15 protein-coding genes are annotated in these 17,069 nt (G+C 40.1%); 6 read left to right on the top strand and 9 right to left on the bottom strand.

The genetic code is table 11. The annotated features are described in order from the left end of the window. The first annotated feature begins 106 nt into the window (after positions 1-106). Entirely contained in the window at positions 107-925 is an 819-nt protein-coding gene (locus QZ574_RS05160) for a hypothetical protein (RefSeq protein WP_297087487.1), read from the top strand. A 318-nt stretch (positions 926-1,243) separates the two neighbouring features. Here QZ574_RS05160 and QZ574_RS05165 read toward each other — a convergent pair whose 3' ends face one another. The 6 genes from QZ574_RS05165 to QZ574_RS05190 all read right to left on the bottom strand — a co-directional run bounded on the left by QZ574_RS05165 (position 1,244) and on the right by QZ574_RS05190 (position 7,698). After that, positions 1,244-3,223: a hypothetical protein gene (locus QZ574_RS05165; RefSeq protein ID WP_297087489.1), complete on the bottom strand. Its 1,980-nt coding sequence runs from the start codon at positions 3,221-3,223 to the stop codon at positions 1,244-1,246. A gap of 239 nt (positions 3,224-3,462) precedes the next feature. Continuing rightward, a complete protein-coding gene (locus QZ574_RS05170) occupies positions 3,463-4,059 on the bottom strand; it encodes a CDP-alcohol phosphatidyltransferase family protein (protein WP_297087492.1) in 597 nt (198 codons plus the stop codon). Between the two features lie 60 nt (positions 4,060-4,119). Continuing rightward, entirely contained in the window at positions 4,120-5,232 is a 1,113-nt protein-coding gene (locus tag QZ574_RS05175) for an SDR family oxidoreductase (RefSeq protein ID WP_297087493.1), read from the bottom strand. Between the two features lie 133 nt (positions 5,233-5,365). Further along, the gene (locus QZ574_RS05180; RefSeq protein ID WP_297087495.1) at positions 5,366-6,040 is read right to left on the bottom strand and encodes a phosphatidate cytidylyltransferase; all 675 of its coding nucleotides are present in this window, start codon (positions 6,038-6,040) and stop codon (positions 5,366-5,368) included. A gap of 130 nt (positions 6,041-6,170) precedes the next feature. After that, positions 6,171-6,899, bottom strand: a complete 729-nt coding sequence (locus QZ574_RS05185) for a phosphatidate cytidylyltransferase (RefSeq protein ID WP_297087497.1) — start codon at positions 6,897-6,899, stop codon at positions 6,171-6,173. A gap of 1 nt (position 6,900) precedes the next feature. Further along, positions 6,901-7,698: a sulfite exporter TauE/SafE family protein gene (locus tag QZ574_RS05190; protein WP_297087500.1), complete on the bottom strand. Its 798-nt coding sequence runs from the start codon at positions 7,696-7,698 to the stop codon at positions 6,901-6,903. 303 nt (positions 7,699-8,001) lie between these two features. Here QZ574_RS05190 and QZ574_RS05195 point away from each other — a divergent pair, with 303 nt between their 5' ends. The 3 genes from QZ574_RS05195 to QZ574_RS05205 all read left to right on the top strand — a co-directional run bounded on the left by QZ574_RS05195 (position 8,002) and on the right by QZ574_RS05205 (position 11,539). Then, the gene (locus tag QZ574_RS05195; RefSeq protein WP_297087502.1) at positions 8,002-9,027 is read left to right on the top strand and encodes a trypsin-like peptidase domain-containing protein; all 1,026 of its coding nucleotides are present in this window, start codon (positions 8,002-8,004) and stop codon (positions 9,025-9,027) included. 103 nt (positions 9,028-9,130) lie between these two features. Further along, entirely contained in the window at positions 9,131-10,621 is a 1,491-nt protein-coding gene (locus QZ574_RS05200) for a bifunctional UDP-sugar hydrolase/5'-nucleotidase (RefSeq protein WP_297087504.1), read from the top strand. Between the two features lie 144 nt (positions 10,622-10,765). Beyond that, the gene (locus QZ574_RS05205; protein WP_297087506.1) at positions 10,766-11,539 is read left to right on the top strand and encodes a hypothetical protein; all 774 of its coding nucleotides are present in this window, start codon (positions 10,766-10,768) and stop codon (positions 11,537-11,539) included. A 50-nt stretch (positions 11,540-11,589) separates the two neighbouring features. Here the strand turns inward: QZ574_RS05205 and QZ574_RS05210 are convergent, their stop codons facing one another. The 3 genes from QZ574_RS05210 to QZ574_RS05220 all read right to left on the bottom strand — a co-directional run bounded on the left by QZ574_RS05210 (position 11,590) and on the right by QZ574_RS05220 (position 15,781). Then, positions 11,590-12,906 (bottom strand): amidohydrolase, encoded by a 1,317-nt coding sequence (locus QZ574_RS05210; protein ID WP_297087508.1) that lies wholly within the window; start codon positions 12,904-12,906, stop codon positions 11,590-11,592. A 184-nt stretch (positions 12,907-13,090) separates the two neighbouring features. Continuing rightward, entirely contained in the window at positions 13,091-15,358 is a 2,268-nt protein-coding gene (locus QZ574_RS05215) for a TonB-dependent receptor (protein ID WP_297087510.1), read from the bottom strand. A gap of 51 nt (positions 15,359-15,409) precedes the next feature. Beyond that, positions 15,410-15,781: a hypothetical protein gene (locus QZ574_RS05220; RefSeq protein WP_297087512.1), complete on the bottom strand. Its 372-nt coding sequence runs from the start codon at positions 15,779-15,781 to the stop codon at positions 15,410-15,412. Positions 15,782-16,010: 229 nt separating this feature from the next. Here QZ574_RS05220 and QZ574_RS05225 point away from each other — a divergent pair, with 229 nt between their 5' ends. Next, positions 16,011-16,373, top strand: a complete 363-nt coding sequence (locus QZ574_RS05225; RefSeq protein WP_297087514.1) for a hypothetical protein — start codon at positions 16,011-16,013, stop codon at positions 16,371-16,373. Between the two features lie 4 nt (positions 16,374-16,377). Then, positions 16,378-17,067 carry an STAS domain-containing protein gene (locus tag QZ574_RS05230; protein WP_297087516.1) on the top strand — a complete coding sequence of 230 codons (690 nt, stop codon included), beginning with the start codon at positions 16,378-16,380 and terminating at the stop codon, positions 17,065-17,067. Positions 17,068-17,069: the final 2 nt, after the last annotated feature.

Below are 17,069 nucleotides of genomic sequence, written 5' to 3' on the forward strand. Positions count from 1 at the left end.
AGAAAAGAGTTGGTGTGCCCATCCTACTTTTTGTACTTGATGGACGTCGAGCCCCCGTGATCGGCGGTGGCAGAGCAAACGTTTACGAATTGAAAAGAGACAAATTATGAGAAAAATTCAAAGGAGACAGTTTATGAGAACGATGAATGTAGCCTTGCTGGCGATCTTCCTGTCAGGGGCCTTATCGTTGTCATGTGCAGGACAAGACCCTGCGCTACCCGCAGTGTTTGGCGACGGTGCCGCTGCCAAATACGATCGTGTTGACAATGTGCACCAGGTGCGATTCGTCGAAATCTTTCTTGTCGGCCGCGAGGCAGCCACGGGAGACTTCATCGCCGCCGTATACAACACCATGTACACCCCTAAGGGCATCCCGAAGTCGAAAGACACTTCCCCGCAAGAGCTGCTCGAGGGCATCGATTTCGACCAGGTTCAGAAGGAATACGGTGTACTCGGTGCGTCCTTGAACGGCCCGAAACTCTGCCTGCCTGATTGGGTTGAAATCGATGTCGGAGCCGAAAGGGATTTCGACGGTCTTGCTGCCGTGTGGTGCGCCCAACTGAACATGGGCAACAATGCCAGCGTGGGAGAAATCGCGACCTACGAGCCCGTGACGATTGCCAGGAACAGTGGGTTGGGTTGGAACAAGGGCACGACCGTAATTCTCCTGGACGATGCTGAAGGCAACACCTGGGTCATGAAAGGGTTTGAGTTGGGTCTCGAACCCCAATATACGTATGATGAATTCCTGGCCGCCTTGCCAGGCGTTTACCAGAAGCTCCCGGAGGGGTGGAAGGTTCGGATCAAGACGCTGGAGAAGGATCTGATCGAGAAGCCGGAAGGTGGAGTCGCCACCATCATGAAGGACGAATTTTTCAATGTATATGACAAGACCGGGTCTGGCATGACAAACTTCAAGCCCTAGTCATCCGATATTGGTCGTGACGAAGGCCTGCCGGTAAATGAAGAGTATGTAAATATGGGTAAATTGCATAAGGTGGTATTCGATATTAAAAACCCGGATGAGCAGGAAGTGAGTGCGGTAGAATACAGTGTTATTGAATAACTGCTACCTATTGAAGAAGAGCTGGGAGCAAGCACTATCTGCCCCCACCGGCGCCAATTTACAATTCGTGCCTAAGCCAATACGGCTGTAAAAAAATTGAAGCTTCTTTAGTTTGCAATTCCACTTTGTTACGAAATAAATCAAACCACAGTAGAGGACACGTGCAACAGTACATACTTAAAACATTCGTTTTGGCTGAATAAGCTCTGGTTTTAGCGATGTAAAGTCCTTAAACACTTTAATATCTTTAAACACTACGGTAAAAACAAAACGTGGCTCCTGCTCCAGTTTATTGGGTAAATAACCCAGTTGCAAGTGCATGGCCGGAAAAATAAGACTCTCGTTTTTGGTACTGGCCCAAATTCCTATTTCAGAATACCTGTCGGTAATAATTTCGTTTTCATTTTGCTTCCTTAACCACCCGATGTTAATGTATGGATTAAACGAAAAACGAAATCCCCATACCTGGTAATTGGAATAAAACACGGGGCGATATTCGAAAGATAAATTCGAAACCCGATCATAACCAATGAAATAATCGTTTACAAAATTTCGGCTGGTATAGTACGGAATAAAATACCTGGGATTTCGCACAGCATCAAATTTAAACTCCATGATATTTCGGAGTTCCACCGTGCGCAATTTAATTAGCGGACTAAAATAATTGAAACGGATATCTACCAGACGGTCTTCAATATTCGAGTTATTTAAATACCCTCCCGCCTCGGTAAAGGCCGAAAAAATACCTGCATTATTAAAAAACAGCGAATAATTAACCCGCAGTCCCGAGTATGGTCTTTTGTAAAACAATGTTTTCTCCCATCCGGCCGTTAGGTTAATATTATAGCCAATTGGCACGTCTTCAACGGTGCCGTACTGCAGCAACCTGCTTGTTTTAATGTACGAAACCTGCTGCCACGATAATCCGGCAAGGTAAACACGTCTGTTATGAAATTGGTAATTTGTATGCTCGTCAACCGGTGGGTTGTCGGTATATTTTAAAGCAATATAGCGCATAGCCACGTTTAAAAAGGGTCGTGTTAAATCGTCGTAAAAAAAGAACGATTGCCCGAGCCACAAATCAAAAAGATGCAGCTTGTATTTGCTGTTATCATCACCCACCGAATCGGGACTATAAGGATGCTCGGCTATTTTTTCGCGTAAATGCTGATAAACGATTTCGCCACCGTGCCGCGTATTTGTGGTCAGAAAAGGCTTCTCGAACTGAATTTGGAAGTTCTTTCGGTCCAATCCGTTATAAAAACGTGTTTCGTTGTCGATAAACGTTCCCCATAGATTATTAATGGTGTAATAGGCACCATATCCAAATTTATCATCAGTATCGCCATCGTATTCTCCAATAATCCCGATACTGTGCCCTTTACCTGCAAAATTGCGGGTATAAGGCTCTACTTCAAAGGCATTATAATCGTTTATGTCGCCGCCTACCCCAATCGGATAACGATCTTTTACGGTAACCAGTACATTTACTGAATCGTTGGAGCCCTCAACAGGTGTTATTTTTATCACGGCATCTTCAATGTACGTAAGGTCGCGAAAAAGCCGTTCGTTATCCGAAAAGATACGGGCATTAACGCGGTCGTTTACTTTGAAATGCAAATTTTTACGAATAACCCGCTCGCGTGTAGGGCTGTAGGTTTTATTCAGAAAGCGTCCAAATCCGCTCGATTCAACGCTTGTTGTGTCGAATAAATTACCATCCAAAACCGGAACGCCATCAATGAATATACTTTTAATTATCCGGTCGTTGTAGAATGTAAAATACTGATCGGAAGGGTTAAAATCTTCGGGTAGCTGCTCTTTTTTACTCCTGATCGAGCCCATCAGCATATCGCCGTATCGACTGTTTAAGCGTTTTACCGACTCAACCTTTTCGGGGCGCTTTTCGTAGTACTTTGGCTTACGTACCAGGAAGTTTTTGATGATATCGTATTCTGTTCCCGGTTCAAGAATTACCAGCGAATCGTTAACGCCATAGTAGATGGTGTCTCTTAGCATCAGCAACTGATCAAAACGAATAAATACAGTATCGGTATTTTGTGCTTCTACAGTTAATGTAAAACCAGCGAAAAGTAGCAAGGATAAGATATTAGTTACGAGTTTTTGCATCAACCAGGTTCCGCTTGCATATGGCAATTAATGATGTTTTAAAGATAAGCATTTCCGTTTCACGAGTAACTAATTTTAAATGCGAAAAAGACTAAAAAGCCTCAACAAAGTTAAAGTAAACGCCCTGCGGTGCACCATGGTATAGTCTTCGGAGATAACAGTAAACCATTCTTATAGCAACAAGCAGCAACAAGGTCTGTTATTTTAATAGCATGATGACCAACGAATTGAACAAAAAAGCCACATCCGAAGAATGTGGCCTGTTGTTATTTTGTTTCTTTTTGTGCTTTTATGAGCCAATAGAGCCCCTTTACTCCAATCTTTATATCATCTAGTTTAAAGAGCACTAAAATCTTTTCGGTGTAGGCAACAATTCCCCAGCCCACTGCCAAGTAAAAAAACCAGGTATAAAATCCGAAAACAAACAATACGAAAAAGAATACACTTTGTACATATCCGGCCGAAACGGCTGAATACAAGTGTAGTCCAGGGATTTTTCCGAAACGTGCAAACGACACCAGGTAACTAACAACAAATAAGCCCAGAAATAAAAATAGAAACCAGCTATGTGGTTCAATATCGGTCCATTTAAATACAAATAAACCTAATATGGCCATTGCGTAGGTACAAATATCAGCCAGATTATCGAGGGCTGCACCAAAATTGGTTTGCTGCTTTAGGTAGCGTGCCAGGTTACCATCCAGCACATCGCTAACCAAACTTATACACAGCAAAACAACAAACAATTGTTCGGCACCTGTTAGCGCTGCATAAAAAATAACCGGAAAAGCCAGTAAACGATATAAACTAATGGCGTTGGGTATATTCAGTATATTTTCGCCACGTACTAAAATCTTCTTCATAATTTTCGTTCAACTTAATTGGATGTAAACCTAAAATTTAGTTTGGGTTTATGCAAAAAATTATACGGCTGCTTTTATCCCATTGCTCTCCTGCCTGCTTTCCGAATTCAGAAAATACGTAAGCATCCGGTCAATTGTGGCAGCGGTTACCGGGCTTATTTCTTCAGCAACTATAGAATCAATGTTAGTGGTATCAAAACTAATATTTGTATCGATATAGGCACCTGTAAACGACATTCCAATTGCCATAATGCGCTCCAAAGCATCCATGTTGTCTTTTTTTAGCTCCATGTCGGGAACCAGTGTTAAAGGCAACAACTTGCTTAAACTTTTCAGAATATCAGCATTTTTAACCGAGCTTTTTGCAATTAAGTTAAGTATTTCCGGAACATTTTTTGCCTGTACGGCACTCATAAGGTACGTTACAACGGTATCAATTGGTATCAGATTTTGAGTAGAATCCGGATCAACTTTTAAACGAATTACACTACCCGGATATTTTTTTGCCAGGTTTTGTACTCTTTTCGAAAAATCAAAAATACCATAATCGGTTTTGGTTACGCCTGTTTTATTGTTGCCAACTACCTGCGAGAGGCGTAAAATACAAGCGTTCAATTCTTTATTATCGATGTAATCTTTTATAACATTTTCGGCGTAACGTTTTGATTGCTCGTAGTAATTGCGGAAAGCATCAATTTCTGCATTCGCATAAAACTGCTCTTTAAAAGTCCCCTCTATTCTTCCGCAAGAATAAGCGGTGCTTACAAAAAAGAAACGCGAATCTTTTGACGTATACTTCTGGAATGTATTAACTGAGTTGGTAACCCCCTGCAAGTTGGTTCCGAAAATTTCTTCTTTCGATTTTATATCAAATTTTAAACTTGCCGCAAAGTGGAAGTAATCAATATCCCCACAAAAAATGGTGTCTAATTCATTTTCTGACAAGGCGAAATCTGCTTCAAATAACGAGTAATTATGAACCTCCAGATTTGAAAAATCAACGGCTTTACCCTCATTCATTTCAACTAAGGCTGTTTTAACACGTGCTTCGGCCGATAGCTTTTTATTGCTTCGTGCAAGTGCAACAACCTTATGCTTCTTTCCCAATAATAGTGCGTTTATAAAATTAGAAGCTACATAACCATTAGCTCCGTTTATTACAATCTTTTTCATGCTATAGATTTTGATTAAGAGGCCTTGCATAACCCCTTGTTAGCTATTTCTGTTTTCTTTGTTTTCTGAATTGTTATATACAAATTACTCTTTTTTTGCCACAAATGCCACTTTTCGCGCATGTTTTAAATGCCTACATTAATAACAGCAGGGTTACTGCTGCCCCAATTGGTATGGTTAAATTGTCTGATCCGCGCCAGCTAAACAACTCGGCAAGGGTACTAACAATGGCAACACCTAAACCAATATAAAATGTTTTAAGATCAAATATCCCCCTATTAAAATACAAGGCTATTAAACTGATAATAAAACTGGTAGACAAAAATGCAATCGATCCAAAAATTGATTTTCCGGTGTCGATCCCAAAAAGTTTAATTCGGTGGTTGTTCTTTTTCATGCTTATGCCCACAATAGCAGCCATGGGGTCGCTAATACCAAGAATAAGCATTGGCAGTATGTAAATAAATTTATTGTCGAGTAAATCCGACATTAAAAAGGTAAGGTAAATGGCAGCCGGTAAAAGATAGCTCCCAATCGACTTTCTATCGATATCGTGAATAGAGTTAAGCTGTTTACTGTATTGTGTTATAAATAAGGCCGCAAAAAATATCAGGGCTAATACAAACACATACCAATGACTTGAGAAAATATATGGAAACGGAACCACTGCGATGGTTGCAGTAAAATGTGCAAATTTTCGTGTAAATTCTCCTTTAACCTTTAGTCGGCGATAGTTAAGTTCGTTAAAAGCCAGAAGCAAAATAATGGCTATAAAATATACAACGGATAAGGTTATTGTATTTCCCATAAAGTTAGTTTTAGTGCTGCATAAAAAAACACCAGCGTTTCCCTCTTAATCGTTTACAAAGTTATCTTCCTCTACCTATTCTGTAATTTTATCTGAATGAACTGTAGTTTTAGCTACACGAAATGTAGTGTTAAACACCACAAATAAAAAAGAAAATGGCAACCCATGCCCCACCGGCAATTAAACTATCAAACCGATCGAGAAAACCACCATGCCCCGGTATAAGGCTGCTGTAATCTTTCACCCCAAATTTTCTTTTGTAAAATGATGCGGCAATATCTCCTAAAAAAGCAAATAGAATAATCCCCAATGTTAAACCGGCAACCAGGTACCATTCATTCGTATACAAACTACGAAGTAAAAAACCACTTGCTAACGCGAAGATGCCTCCTCCAACAGAGCCTCCAACTGTTTTATTCGGACTTATTTTTGGTGCAATTTTTTGTTTTCCCCACAACTGACCCGAAATCTGACTGAATGCATCAAAAATGGACAACACTAAAAAGGTATAAAGCACAAGGTTTACATCCATTCTGCTAAAAAACCATAAACCACTGCTAAGTGCAGCGTAAATAAAAACAGCAAATGCTACAAATCCTGTTTGCTTAAAAGCAGCCATTTTATAGAGCCTGATCATCTCAACAGCCCCAACAACAACAATTACTGCAACCAACACTTGAAATGCCTTAATATTAATGGTAATACTAAAAAACAGAAGGTGAATAATAAGAAAATAAGTAATAAACTTTGTCCAGCTTTTTCGAGCTGCAGCTTTATCTTTTTTTCTGTTGATAAAATAGAAGCCTACAGCTCCCAGAATAAAATATGAAAGAATAAATATGTAGATGGTTAGAATCATATTATCTGTTTATAATCATTGCAATACCTATTGCAGCCACAATGAATGCATATAGATAGTGTACCTTACTTTCCGATTTTTCGAGTTTTACTTTTGAAAACAGGCGCGGGCCAACAAAAGCCCCGAGTACCGATCCGGAAGTGAGAAAAGCAATAAGTGTAAGATCGATACTCCCCATTAAAAAATGGGCTCCAACCGCAAAAATGGTATTTACCAAAACAATTAACAAAGAGGTACCAACCACCAGTTTAACAGGTAATCGCATCGAGAATAATCCGGCAATAACCGGGGCAGTACCACTTGTGCCAAAGGTGCCGGCAATCATTCCGGCCGATAGACCAAAAAAAGATCCTTTGCCAATTCGCACTGTTTTTGATTCCTCTTTTTTTTGCTTGTGTTTTTCCGCCTGTTTTTTGCGCACTGCTGTTACCAGCATATTTACAGCAATTAATATGGAATAAATTCCAAAAAGAACTTTTAACTGTTGCTCTGAAATAAGTTTTGCCAGGTAGGCTCCAACTAAGGCTCCACCAATGCCTGCAACAGCAAACAGCCAACCGGTCTTCAAATCAATGTTCCCTTTTTTATAATGCCCCCACGACCCAACCATACCAATTGGCAAGGTTGCTGCCAGCGATGTGGCAACCGCCGTATGGGCAGGTACTCCTAATAAGAGCGTAAGCACGGGTAAAAAGAAAAAACCGCCACCCCCACCAAGCATAGTGCCAAAAAGCCCTATAATAAAGCCAATTACAGGTAAAATCAGGTAAATATTTTCATAGGAAGAATAGAAAATCATAATTAATCTTTACTGTCAGTACAAGATTACAATACAAGACCTTTTTTGTTGTTTTTCAAACCATTTCAAATTAAAAATCAAAGGTAAGCCATATAAATTTATGGTTAAGTGATACTCAACACAATGTTAAGCCAGCCCTATTATTTTAACATCTGTTAACAGTTTTCGCAAATGTATGTTCGAAAATTCAAAAAAACAGACGCTTTTAATGTTAATCAAGTACATGCATTAAATTATTGATAACGGTTTATTCTTGAATTCAAATGGTGTATATTGTAGTCGAAATATTAAAATACGTTAACGATGACCAAATTTTTTGCCACCATTTTTCTCTCATTTATTGTTCTTACAACCGTAGCGCAGTCGTTTGCTGATCTTGTTGAAGAAGTGACCAAAAGTGTTGTAACCATTCAGGTTCTGCAAAAACGAAACTCCGGATTAGGAAATCCGAATGGCTATACTGCTGATGAAGGAATGGGCTCAGGAGTGCTGATCGGTGAAAAAAAGATTTTCATTCTTACCGCTGCCCATGTGGTTGCCGATGCATCAAAAATTCAAGTAGCTTTTCACGACGGAACAATTACCGGTGCAAGCATCAGAAGAATCGACCAAACAGCCGATGTAGCTTTACTTCAGCTAAATGAAGTTGCATCGCATATCCCTTCTGCCCGGTTCGGAAATTCGGATGCGATGCGAATTGGCGACGATATTTTTGTAATTGGCAACCCGCTTGGTTTGGAACACTCAGTATCAAAAGGAATAATCAGTGGGAAGCATGTCGAGAAAAACCAGGCAAATAACGAAAAGGTTCAAGAGTTCTTTCAAACCGATGCATCGATAAACAAAGGAAATAGCGGAGGACCAATGTTTAATATGAAAGGTGAAGTAATTGGTATTGTTAGCTCCATTTTGTCATTTTCGGGAGGTTTTGAAGGGCTGGGATTTGCAGCTACCTCGGGAATAGCAGAAGAAATACTGAAACAACGCGGGAGAATTTGGTTTGGAACCCGTGTGTTGGCTATGTCGGCCGAATTTTGCGCTATTTTTAATGTACCGCAAGATGGTGCCTTGATGGTGCAGGCGGTTGCCGAAAACTCTCCCGGATATTTTATGGGATTAAAAGGTGGCTACGTAACAATGGCGGTTGGAAACCAGGAAATTCTTGCCGGGGGCGATATTATACTTCAGTTTGATGCTATTCCTTTAAACTCGGCCGAAAATATTGTTAAGTTTTTTGACTACCTAAACAACATGGAAACAGGTCAGACGTACAAAGTAAAAATTTTACGTGCCGGACAGATAAAACATTTAAGCTGGCGAATGCAGTAAAAAACTATTTTTTAAACAAAGTAACACGCTTCGGTTTCGCATGAAATTGAAGCTTTTTTTTGAATTAACCTGCAAAATAAGTTTTTACTGTAACTTTGATGCCATGAAACAAAAAGGGAAAACAAGCTCGAATAAAACACCTGTTAATTCAATAGGATTTTGTTTTTTTAGAAATCTTAATAGAACGATACAACAACGGGTGCTTATATTTTTAGCTGCTGTTTTTCTGTTTGGTTGCTCGCAAAACGATTCGGTAACCGAACAACCGGCTCAGGAACTCACCCTGTTTTTTGTTAATGACTCGCATGGACAAATCGATAATTTTTCGAAAATAAAATACATTATTGATCAGGAAAAACAGTCGAACAATGTTGTTGTAATCAGCACCGGAGATATGTTTTCCGGAAATCCGGTGGTTGACAATTACGCTCCCAAAGGTTGGCCCATGATTGACCTGATGAACAAAACCGGTTTTGATATAATGGCGCTCGGCAACCATGATTTTGATTATGGCCCGGTCATTTTAAAAGACCGTATCAATCAATCAAACTTTCCATGGATATGTGCCAATACCACAGCTATAAGCACCGAATACAGCCAGCCACTCGATTTTGTAACGATTGAAACCGGAGCGCTAAGAATTACTTTTCTGGGCTTGCTTGAAACGCGTGGTTCTGAGCATGAAACCATACCATCTTCGCATCCGTGGCGGGTAAAAGACTACAGTTTTACCGCTGCCCTGGATATTGTTGGTAATTACAATACGCTTAAAGAACAGGAAGATGCTGATTTACTGGTTGCACTATCACATCTGGGCGCCTATACCGATTTTGAACTGGCTGCCCAAAATTCGTTTATTGATATGATTATTGGTGGACATTCACATAGCCTTATCGACACCATATTCCGGGAAACACCTATATTTCAGGCTGGGGGCTACCTGCATTATCTGGGAAAAATTGAATTAAGCATTAAAAATCGGGAAATTCAGGATGTTAAATTTACTCTGATCGATCTAGATCATTCCGTTAACAAAGATGCTACCATCCAGAGCATCATTGAGAATTATAACGATTGGCCCGAACTTTACGAAGAAATAGGGTATTCGGCTGCCTATCATTCCAAAATGGCTACCGGGTGTTTTTATACCGATGCCATTCGCCGTTATTTGAACACCGACGTTTCGTTTCAAAACACCGGAGGGATTCGTTCCTTATTATTTGAAGGCCCTGTTATCAAACGGGATATTTACGAAATTTCGCCATTTAACAACGGTACAGTAATTTATGAAATGACCGTTGCAGAAATAAAAAGATTCCTTGCCGAAAGTGGATCAGGGTTTTACTACTCCGGAATTATGATTGATAAAATTGACCGCGAAGTAGTTCTTTTTAATGAAGAAGGCAAATACCTGAATGACAATGAAATTTTACGGGTAGGTATTAATGATTATATTCCGGCTGTACATGCTCCCTATTTTCCCAACAATGGCGAAGTGCAGGAGCTAACAGCAGCAGAAACCATTATTAAATTTCTCGAAACCACAACGAGTCCTGTCAACTATACAAGCTGTTCGCGCTATTTCAGGTACTAAAACACTAACACTTCAAATTTTACTTTCCTGTTTCAATTCTAATTCTGAAATACTTAAATAAAATACCTATTTGTATTTTATATTAATAATCAGTAACTTGTAGAGGTATTTAACCATTTAAAGTAAAAATTAAAACTTCGCATCATGAAAAAACTGTTTGGAGTAATTCTCATTTTCTCAATTCTTTTATTGTCTAATCATCATCTTAATGCACAGGAAAGCGCCCCAAAAACCAAGTATATGGTTTGGGAAGTAAAGGTAACACCTGTTCAGTTAGAAAATTTATTGGCAGCACTCAAATCTCAAAACGAATTTTTAAAGGAACAAAACTACCCTTTCCCTAACATAACGCAGTACACCAACGATGGTTATTTGTGGTATTCAGTTCCGTTTACAAACTATGCTGATATTGATAAAATTGAAGCCGCTTCGCAAAAGCTGTGGAAGGAAAACAGTGATAAATCGGAAGAATTGCAGGAGCAATTTAAAGATGCTTTTAGTGCTATTGGGGGATTAATTTTGGAGGCTCAGCCAGAATTATCTATTCTACCGGGCGAATCGTCAGTTACACCTAAGGGTAAAAAGTTTCGGTTTTTCGAGAAATTTTACATCAAATACGGTAAAGAAAAGGAATTTGAGGAACTGATAAAACGTTATGTGGCCATGCGCAAAAATCACGACATTCAAGATGCCTTTTATACCTTATATCCGGCTTTTGCCCCTGATATGAATGTGGTATATTTTATTGATGAAACGGGTAATAACGCTGCAGAGCACTATACGCAGAATGAAAAACACTGGCAAATGTTTGGTGAAGAAGGAGAACAGCTTTGGGAAGATGTGAAGCATTTGGTTAGTAAAATAGAAACCCATTTGGGTACCATTGATTACGAAGTTAGTTACTTTCCCGCCAACTAATTTCAAATAATTAAACAGTGATTAAGCTCTTCCTGCGCCGGGAAGAGCTTTTATTTTTGCAGCAAGCCAATAACATTACCGGCCATTACGGCAATACCCGTTTCAATAGTTTTTTCATAATCCGGATTTAACTGTGGTGAATGCAAGGGAAATGGACTTTTACCCTGTACGCGCAAACGATTCATCTCGTCGGCGCCGGTACTTCCTAACCAAATCAAACAAATTGGTATATTTTCCGGTGTTCTGCCGTATTTTCCAAAATCTTCGCCTACCATTTCTGCCGGCGTTTCAATAATATTGTTTTTCCCGAGAATATCGCCAGCAAAGTCATTAACTCTTGCAGCTAAAACGGCATTATTAATTACCGGAGGGGTTTCAACAGGCAACACTTTAACAAGCGGTAACCGATTATCAGAAACACCTGCTGATTGGGCTGCACTTTTACAAATACGTTCAATTGAAGCTATTATTTTTTCAATGGTTTCATCAGAAAAATACCTTAAGGTAAGCTCCATTTTTACCTCATCAGGGATAATATTGGGGCGCGAACCACCATGAATGGATCCAACGGTTACCACGGCGGGGTCTGTTGGATTCAATTCGCGACTTACAATGGTTTGCAAATCGCCAACAATTCGGGATGCAATTACAATTGGATCTATACATTTTTGCGGATAGGCTCCATGCCCGCCTTTACCAAAAACGGTTATTTCAACGGTTTTCACACCGGCAAAAACAGGACCGCCACGCAGGCCGATTTGTCCGGTTTGCAACTCCGGATTTATATGATATGCCAGTGCATAATCGGGTTTCGGAAACTTCGTGAATAATCCTTCATCAATGGCTTCTCCTGCTCCTCCGCTGTACTCTTCAGCCTGCTGCGCAATAACCAGCAGCGTGCCATACCATAAGTCTTTTAGTTCAACCAGTGTGCGCAAAGTTCCAACCCATGTCGACATATGTATGTCGTGCCCACAGGCATGCATTACCGGCACCTCTTCTCCTTCCAAATCGGCAGTAACACTACTGGCAAATGCAAAGCCGGTATTTTCTTTTATGGGAAGTGCATCCATGTCAGTTCGTAGAAATACCGTTGGCCCATCGCCATTCTTAAACACCCCCACAACACTGTTACCTGCAAAATTCTCGCTTACCTCGAAACCAATCTCTTTTAATTCTTGTGCCATCCGTGCCGAAGTTTTTACTTCCTGAAATGAGAGTTCCGGATTTTGATGTAAATATTTGCACAAATCTACAGCATATTCAAGCTGTCTTGAAGCTTCGGTCTTTATTTGTGTGCTGTACTGTGCAAAACCATTAAGCTGTATAACCATACCAACAAGAATTAAAAACAACCGTGTTTTCATAAAAGCAATTTAAATGTAAACATCCGAAAATTAGATAAAGTTTTGTGCTTACAAAACAGTGGTCAATAGAAACTGCATATGCCGAACTGTTCTGCAACAGAATTTTAGTATTACTGGAGAACGAAAAGGCTGACCGAAAGCTTTTAATCATGCTTTCGAATCAACCTTTCTGATTATTTTATTACTACAAAAAATGAATTGTTAGGGTAACATAAAAACTTCTTCCGGGGGAATATATGGGTCTTGCCTCGGCATTTCGTACCGATCGCGATAAATGCTCGTAGTAGGCTTTATCAAAAATATTCTGAACGCCGCCTGTTGCCGAGAATACATTATTTATCAGCCACGAAACTTTTGCATCAACCACACTAAATGCCGGTGTCTCCGTTTCTCCGTAGGAGGTGGCAACACGCCCTTGTTTCAGAGCGTGACGAAAAAATAGCTCTGGTTGCACCTTTCCGTCCACAAAACTACCACTTAGTCGGTAAGAAAACTCCATTGGTGGAATTTCGGGCAAAGCTTCGTCAATGTCCTGGTTTTCTCCGTAGGTATACACCACATTAAAATCGTGAAGCAGCTGTTTTGTAAGTTGTTGCGACCAACCGATTTCAAATCCGGCAATGAAAGCCTTTTTAATATTTACAAACTGGCGTACGCCGGGAGAAGTGGCCATTGCCGGCTCTAAGTCTTCCCGAATTTCGGATGAGATATAATCGCGCAATACCGAAGTAAAGACATTAACATGCAAATTGGTTTTTGCACTTTGGTATCTGTAAACCAGATCAAGCTGGTTGTTTTTCTCCGGATCTAAATCAGGATTTCCCAGCATTTCGTACGGATCGAGCCCAATGGGAAACTGGTTAATGTAACGTTCGGCAATGCCCGGACTTCGAGTGGCCATTCCCATCCATAAACCCAAGGACATTTTTTCGTTGAACAATCGTGTTCCACCAAAACTTAATGATGGGTGTACATGCGTCGGTTCAAGATCGCTATAAATGTTCTTAAAACGGGGATCTGGATTATTGGCTTTTGCCGAGTTATAATCCATACGCCCGGAAATTACAAACTTAAAACCAGGTTGTGTAATGTGCCATTCGCCAAATGCGCCTGCCCGGTTTACCTCGGCATCTTGCCAAACATTATCGGTAAATACCTTACCGGCCATAGGTCCCATTAGCATGGTACGCGTGCGATAACCGTCAGCCGATTCAAACCGGTAATCGGCACCCAGGTATAAAAACCCTTTTTTGAAATCAAAACGTAACTCACTCCTGCCACCGTAATTCCGGGTTTCTGCATCAGTTATTGCGTCAGTTTTTCTGGGGTCAAGCACTTTGTCGTAATTATCCATCAGGTGGTCAACCATCGTTCCATACAAACTTGTATTCCACGAGCTCAGCACTTTATCGTAAAAAATCGCCTTGTGGCTGGCATTAACCAACCAGGTGTTATCTTCGCGCAAATCCATTGGTAAAGCCGGAAAATCAACATCTTTGGCAATATTATTAGAGACCAGCAAACCCAGTTGCTGGGTGTTACTTAGTTTCACACCAAACTTTCCGCCCCAGTTTAAACGATTAAAAGCAGCAGGAATAGTAACACCATCGCCATCGGTGTAATCTTTACCTGAAGAATAGGCACCAAAGACCCTAAAATCAGTTTTGGCTCCCGATACACCTGCAACACCTTCTGTTCTAAAAATATTACCGTTACTTTCGTAACTGGTTCCCAATCGGCCAACAGCCTTTGTTTTCTCACTAAATGCCGGAGCCGAACTTTTAAAGTTGATTGTTCCGCCAAAAGCATTGCCATAGCGTAAACTATGTGGTCCTTTCTGCACTTCTGCCTCGGCAATCATATTTATAGGAATCTGACTTGCGGCAGGATCCATACGATTAGGACATGCTGCAGAAGCGGTTTGACTACCATCAAGTACCAGGTTTATCTGGTCGTATTTAAAACCACGTAAAACGGGGTCGAAACCATAGGCCCCGCTCTTTCTAATGCTTGAAATTGAGGGGACAGCCTCCAATAAGCTACCGGCATCGTGTGCGAGTTTGTTTTGTGCCGAAAATTCCAGTTTTCTTTTATCACCGGCTGTAGGATGCACCGCTACCACTGTTACCGGCAAAAAAGCTACCGATTCGGTGAGTCGAAGTGTTCCGTCATTGGCAAACTGTTCTACTTCGCTGTTCTTAAAAACAAGTTTCCCATATTGAAGATGAGAAAGAAAGAGTTCAGCTTCTGCAGTAAGTTCCAGAACAATGTTTCCATTTTCATCTGAAAAACCTTCTTCTCCATTGTATTTAAAATAGATATCTGCTATCCCTTGTTCTGTTTTGGTATCTATTATCCGAATTGATTTCCGCTGAGAATAAGAATAAAAAGTAAACATCGTCAAAATGAATACCCCAATTATTTTTATTCGGGAATTATAATTGTTTTTCATTCCAAAATAATTTATTGATAATACATTTGTCAATGCGAGGGTTACTGTACTTTAAACGGAATAATCAGGCGGATGAAAGACCGAATTAATATTTAATAAAGAATAGTTTTTGTGGTAGGCCCGACCATGTTTTTTATGCTGAGCATATAAAACCAGCATCACGCCATTAGTTTGTGCACAGAAGTCAATATTTTGCTTCTCTTTATGATTTGGAGGAAACTCCTTTTTTTGTTGTTCCTGCTCGTTTATTCGCTTTTTTAACTGGCAACATCCCTTACAGGTGGATCCTTCAATATCTTTCTCTACACACAAATTTTTAGCAATATAATCCTGATTGATTTTGAAGGACAAAAAAACCACCAATTCAGAAAACTGAAAAAGCAGCACCGAACACAATAGTATGATAGAAACAAGGTGTTTCACTAAAGATTGTTGATTTTTATCAAAGTTAGCAAATAAACAAATACATTTTATGCAAGTTCAAAATACTTAGCCCCGGTAGGCAAAATGCCTACCTCCACTCATCCATACACAACCCAAATTCAGCATTTTGCACCGCAAAAAACAGTTTTTGCAATAGCTTAAAACGCCTTGTGTTACCTACGAATTATTTATTTTTACGCCAAGTTTACAAACCATTAAAAGCATTATTATGGAACACAATCTGTGGTATGATGAGAAAACTCAAATCATACACCTTCAATTCACCCGTGATTATCTTACCAGCGACGTAGAGGCCATTCGCAAAGTGATGAACGAAATGGTGGCCGGGAAACCTTACCGGCAAATGGTCATTCAAATTAGTAAAACGGCAAAGGTTGAAAATCGTGAAACACGCGAAAAATCGAACCAGCTCTTAAAGGATTTTGATATTTCGCACGTGGCCTTTATTGGCGGAAGTGCTGCTAACCGAATGATAGCCAAGGTAATGTTAAAAACAGGTGCTTTAAAAATTCAGGGCGATTTTTTTAAAACGATCGACCAGGGAGTTGAATGGATAATGAGTAAACGATAGTATTATGGCAGAAACGATAGTATTTGAAAAAGCAAAAGAGAGAATTGAGCACATTGAAGATGTTTTATCATCGGTAGCTGCCGGCGACTTAGACGTACGAATTGAGGCCGAAATTGAAGATGATTTAACGGGAGTGGAAGAAGCAATTAATATTTTAATTGAAGATCTTACTTACGAGTTAAAACAGAGTAAAAAAATGCGTGAAGAGCTGGAAGAAAAGCTCTCAAAAATTGAAGAGCAACAAAAGACAATAATGCGCCAGCAAGACGATCTTTTGGAACTCTCGAGCCCGGTTACCAAAGTGTGGGATAATATTCTTATTCTACCTGTAATTGGCACCCTCGATAGCCAGCGTGCACAAATAATGATGGAAAACCTGCTGCAAAAAATTGTTGACACCGGTTGCACCATGTCGATACTTGATATTACGGGTGTACCAACCGTTGATACCCAGGTGGCCAACCACTTATTAAAAACGGTAACATCTGCCCGTTTACTTGGAGCCGATTGTATTATCTCGGGTATCAGCCCGGCAATTGCACAAACAATTGTCCACCTCGGAATCGATCTCTCGGTAATTCGAACCAAAGCCACTCTGCAGGATGCGATGATTTACGCCATGCGAAAAAACAAGCTTTTGGTTGATGGCAAAATTAAATCGGAAAATATATCTGAAACGGAAGAAAGCGAATAATT

It is taken from the genome of uncultured Draconibacterium sp. (assembly GCF_913063105.1).
GTDB lineage: Bacteria > Bacteroidota > Bacteroidia > Bacteroidales > Prolixibacteraceae > Draconibacterium.